Origin of the sequence: Plasticicumulans lactativorans (assembly GCF_004341245.1) — a bacterium.
GTDB classification, from domain to species: Bacteria; Pseudomonadota; Gammaproteobacteria; order Competibacterales; family Competibacteraceae; genus Plasticicumulans_A; species Plasticicumulans_A lactativorans.
In genome coordinates, this window is the sequence record NZ_SLWY01000004.1 from 40,547 (window position 1) to 55,366 (window position 14,820).

Genomic DNA, 14,820 nt, shown 5'->3' on the forward strand with positions numbered 1-14,820 from the left:
GCCCCCTCCCCTCCACCGTCCCGCCTGCACGCCGCCTCAGGGGTTCTCCGCCATCAGCGCCTCGAAGCGCTTGCGCTCGGCGGCCTCCCGCATCGAGCGGATGAAGAACGGGTAGAGCGGCACGCTCAGCAGCATCACGATCATGCCGTTGCGCGCCACGGTGGGGTGCGCGCCCATGATCACCCACACGCAGTAACCGGCGGCAAGCAGCCCGATCACCATGTAACGGTAGAGCACCGCGCGCGGCACGGCATTGACGTAGCACACCTTCCACACCGCGATCGACGCGTACAGGAAGGGCAGGACGGTGAGCATCACCGCGATGTCGATGACGCGCGCGAACTGTCCGGCGACGGTCGGCGACGCGGTGACCACCACCACCACGCTCATCAGCACCGCCACGATCAGCAGGCCCGGCGCCGGCACGCCGTGCGCGTTGGTGCGCGCGAACACCGCCGGGAACATGCCGTCGTCGGCGGCGGCCTTGGCCGTCTGCCCGGTGAGCAGGATCCAGCCGCCGAGCGAGCCCACGCTCTTCAGGACCGCGCACAGCGCGATCACCCACACCGCGGCATCGCCGAGCGCGAGGCGGGCGACCTCGGCGAAGGGCGCGTGCGCGTTGCGCAGCACCTCGTTGGGCAGGATGCCCATGATCACCGTCGAGCAGAGCACGTACACCACCGCGGCGATCGCCAGGCCGAGCAGCGTGGCGAGCGGGACGTTGCGGTGCGGGTTTTCGATCACCCCCGCCGACACCGAGGCGCTCTCCACCCCCATGAAGGCCCACAGCGCGACCGCGGCGGCGCGCGACACCGCGGCCGCGTCCGACTCGCCGCTGACGTTCCAGCCGGCCATGAACACCGCCGGGTCGAACCACAGCCAGCCGAAGAAGGCGACGCCGAGGATCGGCACCAGCGCGAGCCCCATGGTGGCTGATTCGAGCCAGCCCACCGCGCGCGGGCCGAGGATGTTGGCGAAGGTCAGCGCCCAGATCACCGCCAGGTTGGCGAGCATGCGCGCCACCGGGTGGGCGAGGAAGGGGAAGAACTCGATCAGGTAGCCGACCACCGCGACCGCCGTCGCCACGTTGCCGACCCAGTTGGCGAACCAGTACACGTAGTTGGTCTGGAAGCCGACGTAGGGGCCGAGGAAATCGCGGGCGTAGGCGTAGGGGCCGCCGGGCTGCGGATCGAGCTGGCCGAGCTTGGCGAACACCGCGCCGAGCGCGAAGGCCCCGGCGGTCGCCACCACCCAGCCGAACACCGAGATGCCGCCGACCGCGGCGAGGGTGGTCGGCAGCAGGAAGATGCCGGTGCCGATCATGTTGCCGGCGACCAGCATGGTCGCCATGCCGAGCCCCATCTTGCGCGTTCCCAGGGACATCGGGGCTCTCCTCGTGCGGCGCGCGCCGAGCCGCGCGCCGCACGTCAGTAGAACAGGGTCTCGGTGGCCGCGGTGCTGACCGCGGTGCCGGCCTCGCCGCGCATGATCCCCTCGATGCCGTCGAGCGCGCCGATCACCGCCGTCCTGCCGCTCAGCCGCGCGAACTCGCACGCCGCCTCGACCTTCGGCCCCATCGAGCCGGCAGCGAAGGGGTAGGCCTCGAGGGCGTCGGGATGGATGCGGCGGATGGCGCGCTGCGTCGGCTGGCCCCAGTCGAGGTACACGGCGTCGACGTCGGTGGCGATCACCAGCAGGTCGGCGCCGAGCTCGCGGGCGAGCAGCGAGGAGCACAGATCCTTGTCGATCACCGCCTCCATGCCGCCGAGGATGCGCCCGGCGTCGTCGTACACGGTGGGGATGCCGCCGCCGCCGGCGGCGATCACGATGGTGCCCTTCTCCAGCAGCCACTGGATCGGGCGCAGCTCGAAGATGCGCCTGGGCCGCGGCGACGGCACCACGCGGCGGAAATGCTCGCCGTCGGGCGCGATGGTCCAGCCCTTCTCGGCGGCGAGCCGCTCGGCCTCGGCCCTGGTGTAGACCGGGCCGACCGGCTTGCTCGGATGCTGGAAGGCCGGATCGTCGCGATCGACCTCGACCATCGTCAGGATGGTCGCGAAGGGCACCTCGAAGGGCACGAGGTTGCCCAGCTCCTGCTCGATCATGTAACCGATCATGCCTTCGGTCTCGGCACCGAGCACGTCGAGCGGATAGGCCTCGACCTTGGCGTAGGCCGCGTTCTGCAGTGCGAGCAGGCCGACCTGCGGCCCGTTGCCGTGGGCGATCAGCAACTGGTGGCCGGCGCGGTGGACCTTGGCGAGCTGCTCGGCGGCGATGCGCACGTTCTCGCGCTGGTTGTTGGCGGTCATCGGCTGACCGCGACGCAGGAGGGCGTTGCCGCCCAAGGCTACGACGACACGCATGGGGGATTACCTCGATGGGTGCCCGGCACCGGCGGCCCGCGTGGGCGGGCGGCCGGTGCCGGGCCGCGGCGCGGGGGGCGTTCAGTCGGCCAGCGTGGCGACCAGCACGGCCTTGATCGTGTGCATGCGGTTCTCCGCCTGCTCGAAGGCGATGTTCGCCGGCGACTCGAACACGCTCTCGGTGACCTCGATGCCGTTGGCGAGCGCGGGGAACTGTTCGGCCACCTGCTTGCCGACCTTGGTCTCGGCGTTGTGGAACGACGGCAGGCAGTGCATGAACTTCACGCGCGGGTTGCCGGCGGCGGCCATCAGCTCGGGGTTGACCTGGTAGGGCAACAGCTGGCTCACGCGCTCGCCCCACTTCTCGAACGGTTCGCCCATCGACACCCAGATGTCGGTGTGGATGAAGTCCACGCCCTGCACCGCCGCGCGCGGGTCCTCGGTGAGCGTCATCCGCGCGCCGGTCTCGGCGGCGACTTCGCGGCACTGCTCGATCAGCTCCTCGCTCGGCCACAGCGCCTTCGGTGCGCCGATGCGCACGTCCATGCCGAGCTTGCAGCCGATCGCCAGCAGCGAGTTGCCCATGTTGAAGCGCGCGTCGCCGACGTAGGCGTAGGCGATGTCGTGCAGCGGCTTGTCGCTGTGCTCCAGCATCGTCAGCACGTCGGCGAGCATCTGCGTCGGGTGCCATTCGTCGGTGAGGCCGTTGTAGACCGGCACGCCGGCGAAGGCGGCCATCTCCTCGACGATCGCCTGGTCGAAGCCGCGGTACTCGATGGCGTCGAACATGCGCCCGAGCACGCGCACGGTGTCCTTGGCGGTCTCCTTGTGGCCGAGCTGCGAGCCGGTCGGGTCGATGTAGGTGACGTGCGCGCCCTGGTCGTGCGCGGCGACCTCGAAGGCACAGCGCGTGCGCGTCGAGGATTTCTCGAAGATCAGCGCGATGTTCTTGTCGCGCAGGTGCTTCTGCTCGGTGCCGGCGTACTTGGCGCGCTTGAGGTCGCGCGAGAGGTCGATCAGGTAACGGATCTCCCGCGGGGAGAAATCCATCATCTTCAGGAAGTTGCGGTTGCGCAGATTGAAGGCCATGGCGATTCCCCTGGAATTCGCGGCGGGCGTGCCCGCCGGCAAGGCGTCCGGCGGGACGGGCTCAGTAGTCGACCGGATCGCGCGCGATCGGGCAGGTCATGCAGTGCCCGCCGCCGCGCCCGCGGCCGAGCTCGCTGGCGGTGATCGTGATCACCTCGACGCCGGCCTTGCGCAGCCGGGTGTTGGTGTAGGTGTTGCGGTCGTAGGCGACCACCACGCCCGGTTCGAGCGCGACGACGTTGTTGCCGTCGTCCCACTGCTCGCGCTCCTGCTCGTAGGAATCGCCGCCCGTCTGCACCACGCGCAGCGCCTTCAGCCCCAGAGCCTCTGCGACCACGTCGAGGAAGGGCTTGTCCTCGCGGCGCAGGTCGACGCCGCCGGGGCCGCTGCCCGGGCGCAGCGAGAACGCCACGATCTGGTGCACCACCTCCGGGAAGATCGTCACCAGGTCGCGGTCGCAGAAGGTGAACACGGTGTCGAGGTGCATCGCGGCGCGCGACTTCGGCAGCCCGGCGACGATCACCCGCTCGGCCGCCCCGGCGGCGAACAGCGCGGTCGCCACCTGGCCGACGGCCTGGCGCGAGCTGCGCTCGCCCATGCCGATCAGCACCACGCCCCTGCCGATCGGCATCACGTCGCCGCCTTCCAGCGTGGCCATGCCGTGATCGACGTCGGGGTCGCCGAACCAGACCTTGAAGCCGGCGCCGGCGAAGTCCGGGTGGAAGCGGTAGATCGCCGTGGTCAGCAGCGTTTCCTGGCGCCGCGCCGGCCAGAACATCGGGTTCAGCGTCACCCCGCCGTAGATCCAGCAGGTGGTATCGCGCGTGAACACCGTGTTCGGCAGCGGCGGCAGCAGGAAGGACGAATGCCCCAGGTAGTCGCGGAACAGCTTGATCATCTGCCCGCCGTAGGCGTCGGGCAGGTCGGAGGCCGAGACGCCACCGATCAGGTACTCGGCGAGCTGCTCGGTCGGCAGGCTCTCGAGCCAGGCGCGCAGCTCGTCGACCAGCCCCAGGCCGACCGTCCCCGGGCCGATCTTGCGGTCGAGGATCCAGGCACGCGCCTCGGCGTTTTCGAGCGTCTTCGCCAGCAGTTCGTGCACTTCGAGCACCTCGACGCCGCGCTCCTGCATCTTGGTGGTGAAATCGAAGTGGTCGCGCCGGGCCTGGTGCACCCAGATCACGTCGTCGTAGAGCAGCTCGTCGCAGTTCGACGGCGTCAGGCGCAGGTGCGCGAGCCCCGGCCGACAGACCATCACCTTGCGCAGCCGGCCGGTCTCGGAATGCACCCCGTAGGTGTTCGTCTCCATGCTTCCTCCTGCTTCCTCGGTTCGCACGTCGTTGCGTGCTTGGATTCGGCTCGCGCCCGCCGTCCGCATCCCGGCGGGCGGGCTAGAGGCTGACGGCGCCGCTGTAGAGTTCCCACGCGGCGAACAACGCGGCGGCGATCTGCACCGCGAAGATGCCCAGCTCGAAGGGCTGGAACAGCCGGGCACCGCTCTCGCTGCGTGCCTTGGCGTAGAAGACGATGCCGGGGAAGTAGAGCAGCGCGCTCAGCAGCAGGTACTGCGGCCCCGCCGCGTACAGCAGCCAGATGCCGTAGAGCGTCGCGATCGCCGCGATCAGCAGATCCTTGCCGCGTTCGGCATCGGCGGCGGCATAGCTCTCGCTGCGCCACGCGATCAGCAGCGCGTAGCCGGCCGACAGCAGGTAGGGCACGAGGATCATCGAGGTGGCGAGCGACAGCAGCGCCAGGTAGGTGCCCTTCGCGAACAGCGTGATGATCAGGAACACCTGCACCAGCCCGTTGGTGAGCCACAGCGCGTTGGCCGGCGCCTCGTTGGCGTTGACCTCGCCGATCGCGCGCGGGAAGGTCCCGTCCTTCGCGCCCAGGTAGGGCAGCTCGGCCGCGAGCAGCGTCCACGCCAGCAGCGCGCCGCCCACCGAGATGATCAGGCCGACGTTGATCAGCGCCGCGCCCCAGGGGCCGACGACCTTTTCCAGCACGCCGGCCATCGACGGGTTCTTCAGTTGCGCGAGCTCGGCCTGGCCGAGGATGCCCATCGCCAGCACCGACACCGCCACCAAGAGCGCCAGCGTGATGAAGAAGCCGAGCACGGTGGCACGGCCGACGTCGCGCATGCTGCGTGCGCGCGAGGAGTACACCCCGGCGCCCTCGATGCCGATGAACACCCACACCGTCACCAGCATCATGCCCTTGACCTGGTCGAGCACCGAGCCGAGCGTCGGGCTGCCCCAGAAGTCGAGCTTGAACTGCTCGACGCGGAACGCGAGCGTCACCAGCACGACGAAGATCGCGATCGGCACCAGCTTGGCGACGGTGGTGATGGCGTTGATGAACGCCGCCCCCTTGACGCCGCGCAGGATCAGGAAGTGCAGCCCCCACAGCAGCGCCGAGGCGCAGAGCACCGCCGGCAGCGTGTTGCCTTCGCCGAAGGCCGGCACGAAGTAGCCGAACGCCGAGAACAGCACGACCATGTACGAGACGTTGCCGAGCCAGGCGCTGATCCAGTAACCCCACGCGGTGTTGAAGCCCATGAAGTCGCCGAAGCCGGCGCGGGCGTAGCCGTAGACGCCGCCGTCGATGTCGGGCTTGCGGTTGGCGAGCGTCTGGAACACGAAGGCGAGCGTCAGCATGCCGCCGGCGGTGATCACCCAGCCGATCAGCACCGCGCCCGCGCCCGACGAGGCCGCCACGTTCTGCGGCAGGCTGAAGATGCCGCCGCCGATCATCGAGCCGATCACCAGCGCGGTCAGCGCGCCGAGCCCCAAACCCTCCGCGGCGCGACCCGCCGCGTCCCCGTTCCCGTTCGCCACGACATGTCTCCACGGTGGTCGGCGCCATCGGCGCTGGCAATCGGCCGGCCCCGGCTCCGTGCCATCGGGGGTGCGGCCTGCATACGGCCTCTACCTCCTTCGGGTGGAGTCGGGCGCCGTACTCGGGAACGGTATAGGAGAGGGCTGCGGGTAAATCAAAACCGGCGGTTGACCGGCATCAACAAACCGGCGCACGCCGCGATCGGTGGCGCGGCAGTGGCGAGGGGCGGGAAAGGTGCCACCGGCCGGGCGGCCGGTGGCGGCAGAGGGGGATCCGACGTTCAGCCGGCGCTGGCGGGGCGTGCCTGTCCGGCCAGGCCCTGGGCGGCCGGGGCGCTCGCGGTGGCATCGACGACCCAGCCACCGCCCATCGCCTTGTAGAGGCCGATCAGCGCGGCCAGTTCGCTGCCACGGGTCTGCGCCAGCGACAACTGGGCGTTGAACAGGTTGCGCTCGGCATCGACCACTTCGAGGTAGCTGGTGTAGCCGTTGTCGTAGCGCAGGCGCGCGAGCTTCAGGTAGCGCGCCAGCGCCTCGGTCTGCCGCCGCTGGGCCTCGCCCTGCTCGCGCGTCTTGCGCGCGGCGATCAGGCCGTCGTCGACCTCGCGGAAGGCGGTCTGGATCGACTTGCGGTAGCTTTCGAGCGCCTGGCGCTGCACCGCCTCGGTGGCTGCCACGCTGCCCTCGATGCGCCCGAAGGTGAAGATCGGCACCGAGATCGGCAGCGCGTACTGCCACACCCGCGCCGGCCCGGTGAACAGCTCGCCGAGCTGGGTCGAGGCGGTGCCGACCTGGCCGGTCAGCGAGATCGTCGGGAAGTACGCCGCGCGCGCCACGCCGATCTGCGCGTTGGCGGCGATCAACTGCTGCTCGGCGTCGCGGATGTCGGGGCGGCGTTCGAGCAGGTCGGAGGGCAGGCCCGCCGGGATCGCCGGCGCGCGCAGGTCGCCCAGCGCGCGGCCGCGCTCGATCGGCCCCGGATCGCGGCCGAGCAGCACCGACAGGGCGTTCTCCTGCTGCGCGATGGCCTGTTCGAGCTGCGGGATCACCGCCTGGGTCGACTCGTACTCGGACTCCGCCTGGCGCAGGTCGAGCTCCGAGGTGATGCCGGCCTGGAAGCGCAGCTTCGCGATGCGCAGCGACTCGGCGCGGCTGGTGAGCGTATTGCGGGCGATCGCCAGGCGCGCGTCGAAGTCACGCAGGCTGATGTAGCTGGTCGCCACCCCGCTCACCAGCGTCAGCACCACGGTGCGGCGGGCCTCCTCGCTCGACAGCAGTTGCGCGCGCGCCGATTCGGTGGCGCGGCGCAGCTTGCCCCACAGGTCGAGTTCGAAGGACACGCCCGCCGCCAGGCCGTTCACGCCGACGGTCGCCGACTCCCCGGGCAGGCGCTGGTCGGCCGACAGGCGTTCGCGGCCGGCGGTGCCGGCGGCGTCGAGCAGCGGGAACTGCTCGCCAGTGGTCGCGGTGAGCTGGCCCTGGAACTGCTCGACCCGCGCCGCGGCGAGCTTGAGGTCGCGGTTGTTTTCGAGCGCGGTCGTGATCAGCCGATCCAGCACCGGATCGCCGAACTGCTGCCACCACGGGCTGTTGGTCAGCTCGGCCGCGGTACCCGCCGGCAGCCGCCAGTCGGACGGCACCTGCACCGGCGGGCGCTCGTAATCGGGGCCGACCAGCATGCAACCGGACGCGAGCGCGGCGAGCGCGCCCGAAACCAGCAACGAAACGCTGCGCTTATGCATGGGGGGTCTCCTCTGCGAGCGCAGCCGCTGCGGCTTTTTTCTTGCCGCCGAAGCCCTCGCTCATGCCCTCGAACAGGCGGAAGGCCAATGGCACGAAGAAGATCGCGAGCACCGTGGCCCCGATCATGCCGCCGATCACGCCGGTGCCGATCGAGTGCCGGCTGGCGGCGCCGGCGCCGGTCGAGATCGCCAGCGGCACGCAGCCGAGGATGAAGGCGAGCGAGGTCATCACGATCGGGCGGAAGCGCAGCTTCGCCGCCTCCAGCGCCGCCTCGATCACTGGCAGGCCCTCCTCGCGCTTCATCACCGCGAACTCGACGATCAGGATCGCGTTCTTCGCGGCCAGCGCGATCAGCGTCACCAGGCCGATCTGGAAGTAGACGTCGTTGCTCAGCCCGCGCAGCAGCACCGCGAGCAGCGCGCCGAACACGCCGAACGGCACCGCCACCATCACGCTGAACGGCAGGCTCCATTTCTCGTACTGCGCGGCGAGGATCAGGAACACCATCACCAGGCCGAAGCCGAAGGCGATCGCCGAGGAGGCGCCGGCCTGCTTCTCCTGGAAGGCCTGTCCGGCCCAGGCGAAGCCGAAGCCCTCGGGCAGCACCTTGGCGGCAACGGCCTCCATCGTCGCGATCGCCTGGCCCGACGAGTAGCCGGCGGCGGCGGCACCGTTCAGGCGCGCCGCGGGGAACACGTTGAAGCGGCTGACCACGTCGGGCCCCGACACGTAGCGCAACTGCACCAGCGCCGACAGCGGCACCATCTGCCCGGTGTCGGAACGCACGTAGACGCGGTTGATGTCGTCGGGCCGCGTGCGGTACTCCGGCTGGGCCTGCAGCAGGACCCGGTAGGTACGGCCGAACTTGTTGAAGTCGTTGACGTAGACGGTGCCGAACAGGCCCTGCATCAGGTCGAAGACCTTGTTGACGTCGACGTTCATCGCCTGCGCCTTGTCGCGGTCGAGGTCGACGTAGAGCTGCTGCGAGGAGGCGCGGAAGGTCGAGCTGAGCGGCCCGAGCTCGGGGTGCTTCGCCGCCTCGGCGATGAACTCATTGATCACCTTCTGCAGCTCCAGCGCATCGCCGCTGCCGCGGTTCTGGATCCAGAACTCGAAGCCGCCGGCGTTGCCGCCGAGGCCGGGGATCGACGGCGGGTTGAACACTGGCACCACGGCGTCGGAGATGGTCGCGAAATCGCGCAGCAGCTTCAGCCGCATCGCATCGGCCGAGGTTTCCGGCGTGGTGCGCTCGCGCCAGTCCTTCAGCACGATGAAGTAGGTCGCGGCGTTCGGCTTGTTCAGCGAGTCCAGCGTGTTGAAGCCGGACATCGTCAGGATGTGCGCCACCTCCGGGTGCTTGCGCAGGATCGCCTCGACCTGGTCGGAAACCGCGTTGGCGCGGTCGAGGCTGGCGCCGTCGGGCAGGATCGCCACCGCCACCAGGTAACCCTGGTCCTCCTCGGGCACGAAGCTCGTGGGGATGGCCTTGAACAGCCCGCCGACCGAGAACACGAGCCCGCCGAACAGCAGCAGGCCGATCAGCGCCCGCCGGATCAGCCAGCCGGCGCCGGCCGCGTAGCCGCCGGTCAGCTTGTTGAAGCCGGCCTCGAACCACCGGAAGAAGCCGTGCTTCTCGCCGTGCGCGGGCTTCAGCAGCAGCGCCGCCAGCGCCGGCGACAGCGTCAGCGCGACGATGCCCGACAGCACCACCGACACCGCGATGGTGATCGCGAACTGCTTGTAGAGCTGACCGGTGATGCCGCCGAGGAAGGCGACCGGGATGAACACCGCGCACAGCACCAGCACGATCGCGATCACCGGCCCGGTGACCTCGTCCATCGCGCGCTTGGCGGCCTCCTTCGGGCTCAGCCCGAACTCGTGCATGTTGCGCTCGACGTTCTCGACCACGACGATCGCATCGTCGACGACGATGCCGATCGCCAGCACCATGCCGAACAGCGTCAGCGTGTTGATGCTGAAGCCGAGCATGTACATGCCGGCGAAGGTGCCGACGATCGACACCGGCACCGCGATCACCGGGATCAGCGTCGCGCGCCAGTTCTGCAGGAACACGAACACCACGACGACGACCAGCGCCAGCGCCTCGAAGAAGGTGTGGACCACCTCCTCGATCGACAGCTTGACGAAGGTCGTCGTGTCGTAGGGGATGGTGTAGCTGACACCGGAGGGGAAGCGCCCGGACAGCTCCGCCATCTTGGCCTTGATGGCGTCGGCGACGGTCAGCGCGTTGGCGCCCGGCTGCTGGTAGACGATGATCAGCGTCGCCGACTTGCCGTCGACGCGCCCGTCGACGTCGTAGGAACGGATGCCGAGCTCGGCGCCGCCGATGTCGCTGATGCGGATGCTGGAGCCGTCGGGGTTGGAGCGCAGGATGATGTTGGCGAACTGCTCGGGCTCGGTCAGGCGGCCCTGCGCGGTCACCGGGATGGTCATGCTGACCGGCGCGCTGGTCGGCGGCTGGCCGATCTTGCCGGCGGCGAACTGCGCGTTCTGCTGCTGGATCGCGGTCTTGACGTCGTCGACGGTGATGCCGAGTTCGGCCATGCGGTCGGGGCGCAGGTTGATGCGCATCGCGTAGTCGGTGAGGCCGTACAGCGACGACTGGTTGGCGCCGGGGATGCGCTTGATCTCGTCGAGGACGTTGATGTTGGCGTAGTTGGCGACCTCGTCGAAGCTGCGCGAGCCGTCCGACTGGATCGCCAGCACCATGAGGATGTTCGACGAGGATTTCTTGATCGTCACGCCGTTCTGGCGCACGTCCGAGGGCAGCTGCGGGCTGGCCAGGTTGACGCGGTTGGTCAGGTCGGTCAGCCGGTTGTCGACGTTGACGCCGATGTTGAAGTACACGTTGATCGTCAGGTCGCCGTTAGGCGACGCGGCCGACTGCATGTAGATCTGGTCGTCGACGCCGTTGACCTGCGCCTCGATCGGCGCCGCCACGGTGCCGGCGACGGTGTCGGCGGTGGCGCCGAGGTACGAGGTCGAGATCTGCAGCAGCGGCGGCGTGATGTCCGGGAACTGGGCGATCGGCAGCACGCGCATCGCCGCCAGGCCGGCCAGCGTCAGCACGATCGAGATCACGGCCGCGAACACCGGCCGGTCGATGAAAAAGCGCGAGATCATGGTGGCGCTCCGCTTACTTGGGGGCGGCCGGCGTTTCGGTGGCCGGTCCGAGGACCTTCACCGGCGCACCGGGCGCGAGCTTGATCGCGCCATCGACGACGACCTTGTCACCCGCCTTCAGGCCCTTCGGCACGATCCACTGATCGCCGTAGAACTCGCCGACCTCGACCGGACGCGCCTCGGCCTTGTCGCCGTCGACGATCACGTAGACGAACTTGCCCTGCGGCCCCTGCAGCACCGCGCGCTGCGGCACCAGCACCGCGTTGACGAGTTCGATGCCCTGGATGCGCACGCGCACGAACTGCCCCGGACTCAGCACGCCCTGCGGATTGGGCACCTCGGCGCGGAGGTTCAGCGTGCCGGTCTGCGCGTCGACCACCGGATCGACGTAGTTGATGCGCCCCTTCAGCGGGTAGGCCTGGCCGTTGGCGAGCACCAGCTCGATCTCGACCTTGTCCTCGCCGGGCGTGCGCAGCGTGCCGGCGGCGATGCCGGTGCGGTAGCGCAGCACGTCGTTCTCGCCGATGCCGAAGTTGACCCACATCGGGTCGAGCTGCACCAGCGTGGTCAGCGGCTGCGAGGACGCCGGCTGCACCAGCGAGCCCTCGCGCTGCGTCGAGCGCCCCGACAGGCCGTTCAGCGGCGAGCGGATCGTGGTGTATTCGAGATTCAGCTCGGCGTTGCGCACGCCGGCCTGGGCCGACACCACCGCGGCCTTGGCTTCGAGCTCGGCGGCCACCGCGTCGTCGAGGTCCTTCTGCGACAGTGCGTTCTCCTTCGCCAGCGGGCGCACGCGCTTCAGCGTGGCGGTGGCGTTGGTGAGCTTGGCCTGGGCCTGCGCGAGCGCACCCTTGGCGTTGTCGAGGGCGGCCTGGAACGGGCGCGGGTCGATCTGGAACATCAGGTCGCCGGTCCTGACCACCGAACCCTCGATGTAGGCGATCTTGTCGAGGTAGCCCTCGACGCGCGCCCGGACTTCGACCTGGCGCGAGCTCTCGGTCTTGCCGGTGTACTCGAACTGCTTCGGCGTGTTGCGCGGCACCACCTCGACGTAGCTCACCGGTGCGGGCGGGCGGGCCTCCTGGGCGCCGGCAGGCAGTGCCGCCCACCCCAGCACGGCGACGAACGCGCCCGCCAGGACACGGCGGCAGGCAAACGGACTGACATCGGCAAATCCGAGCGGCAGATGCATGGAGGTCCTCATGAAAAACGGTATCGGGGCTCGCGAAACGGCGCAAAAATCGCAGGCGCCCGTCGTGGTGGAGTGAGACGCGGCACCACCATCACCGGAAACGGCCGGCTATTCGCGACGGGCCGAAGGTTATCCTGAAACCGTGTCGTGTGTGCAGGCGCATTGTTTGACACCGGACAGAACGCGCGCAAAAAAAAGAGGCCGGGAGGGGATCCCGGCCCAAACCACCAAGGAGGAAGGAGGAGCAACACCCACATAACATGGATGTTGCGTTGCAATATGGGCGCGCTGCTGCGCTGCGTCAATACCCCAACTATTTGCTTCACGTGAGATTTTTTCGCACGATCAAAATAATTTGTGGCGAATGCCGGCTGGCGTTCCAGCGATTTCATGCTTCTGATGCTGCAACTGCGCATCGTGATCATTGCATGCCGCACTGCGGCATTTTGCGCGCCGAGCCTGCTATCGCCTACAGTCGGAACGGCCACTGGGGCGTGACGCAAAGGGGATCGGGATGGCGATCGAACGACTCATCGAACCGCGCGAGCAGGATCTCGGCGGCTTCACCGTGCGGCGCCTGCTGCCGCACCGCACCCGGCGCCAGGTCGGGCCGTTCGTGTTCCTCGACCACCTCGGGCCGGTGGATTTCGCCCCCGGCGCCGGCATCAGCGTGCGCCCGCACCCGCACATCGGGCTTGCCACCGTCACCTACCTGTTCGAGGGCGAGATCCTGCACCGCGACAGCCTCGGCTACGTGCAGCCGATCCGCCCCGGCGAGCTCAACTGGATGACCGCCGGGCGCGGCATCGTGCACTCGGAGCGCAGTGCGCCCGAGGTGCGCGCCGCCGGCGGCCGGCTGCACGGCATCCAGGCCTGGGTCGCGCTGCCGCAGGCCGACGAGGAGATGGAACCGGCCTTCGATCACCACCCGGCGTCGGCGCTGCCGTGCTTCACGCTCGGCGGCGCCGCGCTCACGCTGATCGCCGGCAGTGCCTACGGCGAACGCGCGCCGGCGGCGGTGCGTGCGCCGACCTTCTACCTCGACGCCCGCCTCGCCGCCGGGGCGGCACTGCCGCTGCCCGAGGAGCACGCCGAACGCGCGGTGTACGTGGCCGAGGGCGACATCGAGCTCGACGGCGAACCCCTGCACACCGGCCAGCTCGCGGTGCTCGCGGCCGGCGGTGCGCCGCTGCTGCGCAGCGCCGCGCCGGCGCGGGTGATGCTGCTCGGTGGCGCCCCGCTCGACGGGCCGCCGCGCACGATCTGGTGGAACTTCGTGTCGAGCCGCCGCGAGCGCATCGAGCAGGCCAAGCGCGACTGGGCCGAAGGCCGCTTCGCCACGGTGCCCGGCGAGACCGAGTTCATCCCGCTGCCGGAGGCCTGAGCGCGCCGCTCACGGCGCCGCGCGGACGTCGCTCGCGAAGTCGAAGGAATCGAAGAACAACTGCTCGGCGGGCAGCCCGTGGGCGGTGAAACCCGCCCGCGCCGCCTCGATCATCGGCGGCGGCCCGCTCATGTAGACGTCGTAGCCGGCGAGCTGCGGGTGGTCGGCGAGCAGCGCCGCGTGTACCAGGCCGGTACGTCCGCGCCACCCGGCATCGGCCTCGGACAGCACCGGCGTGTAGCGCAGCCCCGGCACGGTATCCGCCCAGCCCTCGACGAGCTCGTTCAGGTACAGCCCGGCGCGGTCGCGCGCGCCCCAGTACAGGTGCACCGCGCGGTTCAGCCCGCCCTGCAGCGCCTGTTCGAGCATCGCCTTGAGCGGCGCGAAGCCGGTGCCGCCGGCCATCAGCAGCCACGGCCGCGGCGACGCCTCGCGCAGGAAGAAGCGCCCGAACGGCCCCTGCAGGCGCAGGATCGCGCGCTCGCGCATCTGCTCGAACACCTGCGTGGTGAACTCCCCGCCGGGCACCAGGCGCACGTGCAGTTCGAGGAACTCGTCGGCACCCGGCCGGTTGGCGATCGAAAACGCCCGCCGGCGGCCGTCGCGCAGCAGGATGTCGATGTACTGCCCGGCGCGCCAGACGAAGTCCTCGGTCGCCGGCAGCTTCAGGTACAGGCGCATCACGTCGGGCGCCAGCCGGTGCAGCGCGACCACGCGCGCCGGCAGCGTCTTGACCACGGGTTCGCCGGGCGCGCGCTCGCTGCTCACGTCCAGCACCAGGTCGCTGCACGCGCGCGCCTGGCACAGCAGCGCGCGCCCGGCCTCGGCCTCGCGCGCGCTCAGCCCCGGCGGCAGCACGCCGCGCGGGTAGGCGACGCGGCCCTCGACGACCTGCCCGGCGCACGAGGTACAACTGCCGTTGCGGCAGCTGTAGGGGATGACCTCGCCGCTGCGCAGCGCGGCCTCGAGAATGCTCTCGTCCGGGCCGACCTCGAACGTCTGGCCGCTCGGCCGCACCGTCACCTTGAAGCTCATCGTCGTCCTGCGGGTTGCACCGGGGGCGTGCAT

The 14,820-nt window shown here is 69.8% G+C and carries 10 protein-coding genes; 1 reads left to right on the top strand and 9 read right to left on the bottom strand.

All coding sequences use genetic code 11. The features are described from left to right. Positions 1 to 36 precede the first annotated feature (36 nt). The 8 genes from EV699_RS03730 to EV699_RS03765 form a co-directional block, all read right to left on the bottom strand. The gene (locus EV699_RS03730) at positions 37 to 1,383 is read right to left on the bottom strand and encodes an amino acid permease (RefSeq protein WP_132539102.1); all 1,347 of its coding nucleotides are present in this window, start codon (positions 1,381 to 1,383) and stop codon (positions 37 to 39) included. A gap of 44 nt (positions 1,384 to 1,427) precedes the next feature. Beyond that, positions 1,428 to 2,363 carry a carbamate kinase gene (arcC, locus tag EV699_RS03735; protein ID WP_132539104.1) on the bottom strand — a complete coding sequence of 312 codons (936 nt, stop codon included), beginning with the start codon at positions 2,361 to 2,363 and terminating at the stop codon, positions 1,428 to 1,430. Between the two features lie 81 nt (positions 2,364 to 2,444). Continuing rightward, positions 2,445 to 3,452, bottom strand: coding sequence for an ornithine carbamoyltransferase (locus tag EV699_RS03740; protein ID WP_132539106.1), 1,008 nt, complete (start codon positions 3,450 to 3,452; stop codon positions 2,445 to 2,447). Between the two features lie 61 nt (positions 3,453 to 3,513). Further along, a complete protein-coding gene (gene arcA, locus EV699_RS03745; protein WP_132539108.1) occupies positions 3,514 to 4,761 on the bottom strand; it encodes an arginine deiminase in 1,248 nt (415 codons plus the stop codon). Between the two features lie 82 nt (positions 4,762 to 4,843). Beyond that, positions 4,844 to 6,205 carry an arginine-ornithine antiporter gene (gene arcD / locus EV699_RS03750; RefSeq protein ID WP_243662554.1) on the bottom strand — a complete coding sequence of 454 codons (1,362 nt, stop codon included), beginning with the start codon at positions 6,203 to 6,205 and terminating at the stop codon, positions 4,844 to 4,846. A gap of 365 nt (positions 6,206 to 6,570) precedes the next feature. Further along, the gene (locus EV699_RS03755) at positions 6,571 to 8,031 is read right to left on the bottom strand and encodes an efflux transporter outer membrane subunit (protein WP_132539112.1); all 1,461 of its coding nucleotides are present in this window, start codon (positions 8,029 to 8,031) and stop codon (positions 6,571 to 6,573) included. After that, on the bottom strand, positions 8,024 to 11,176 hold the full coding sequence (locus tag EV699_RS03760) for an efflux RND transporter permease subunit (RefSeq protein WP_132539114.1): 3,153 nt from the start codon (positions 11,174 to 11,176) through the stop codon (positions 8,024 to 8,026). The genes EV699_RS03755 and EV699_RS03760 overlap by 8 nt, the downstream gene beginning before the upstream one ends. A gap of 13 nt (positions 11,177 to 11,189) precedes the next feature. After that, complete coding sequence (locus EV699_RS03765; protein WP_165904018.1) at positions 11,190 to 12,368, bottom strand: efflux RND transporter periplasmic adaptor subunit; 1,179 nt, start codon at positions 12,366 to 12,368, stop codon at positions 11,190 to 11,192. A 514-nt stretch (positions 12,369 to 12,882) separates the two neighbouring features. Here EV699_RS03765 and EV699_RS03770 point away from each other — a divergent pair. Beyond that, complete coding sequence (locus EV699_RS03770; RefSeq protein WP_132539118.1) at positions 12,883 to 13,752, top strand: pirin family protein; 870 nt, start codon at positions 12,883 to 12,885, stop codon at positions 13,750 to 13,752. A gap of 9 nt (positions 13,753 to 13,761) precedes the next feature. Here the strand turns inward: EV699_RS03770 and EV699_RS03775 are convergent, their stop codons facing one another. Further along, positions 13,762 to 14,787: a CDP-6-deoxy-delta-3,4-glucoseen reductase gene (locus tag EV699_RS03775; protein WP_132539120.1), complete on the bottom strand. Its 1,026-nt coding sequence runs from the start codon at positions 14,785 to 14,787 to the stop codon at positions 13,762 to 13,764. Positions 14,788 to 14,820: the final 33 nt, after the last annotated feature.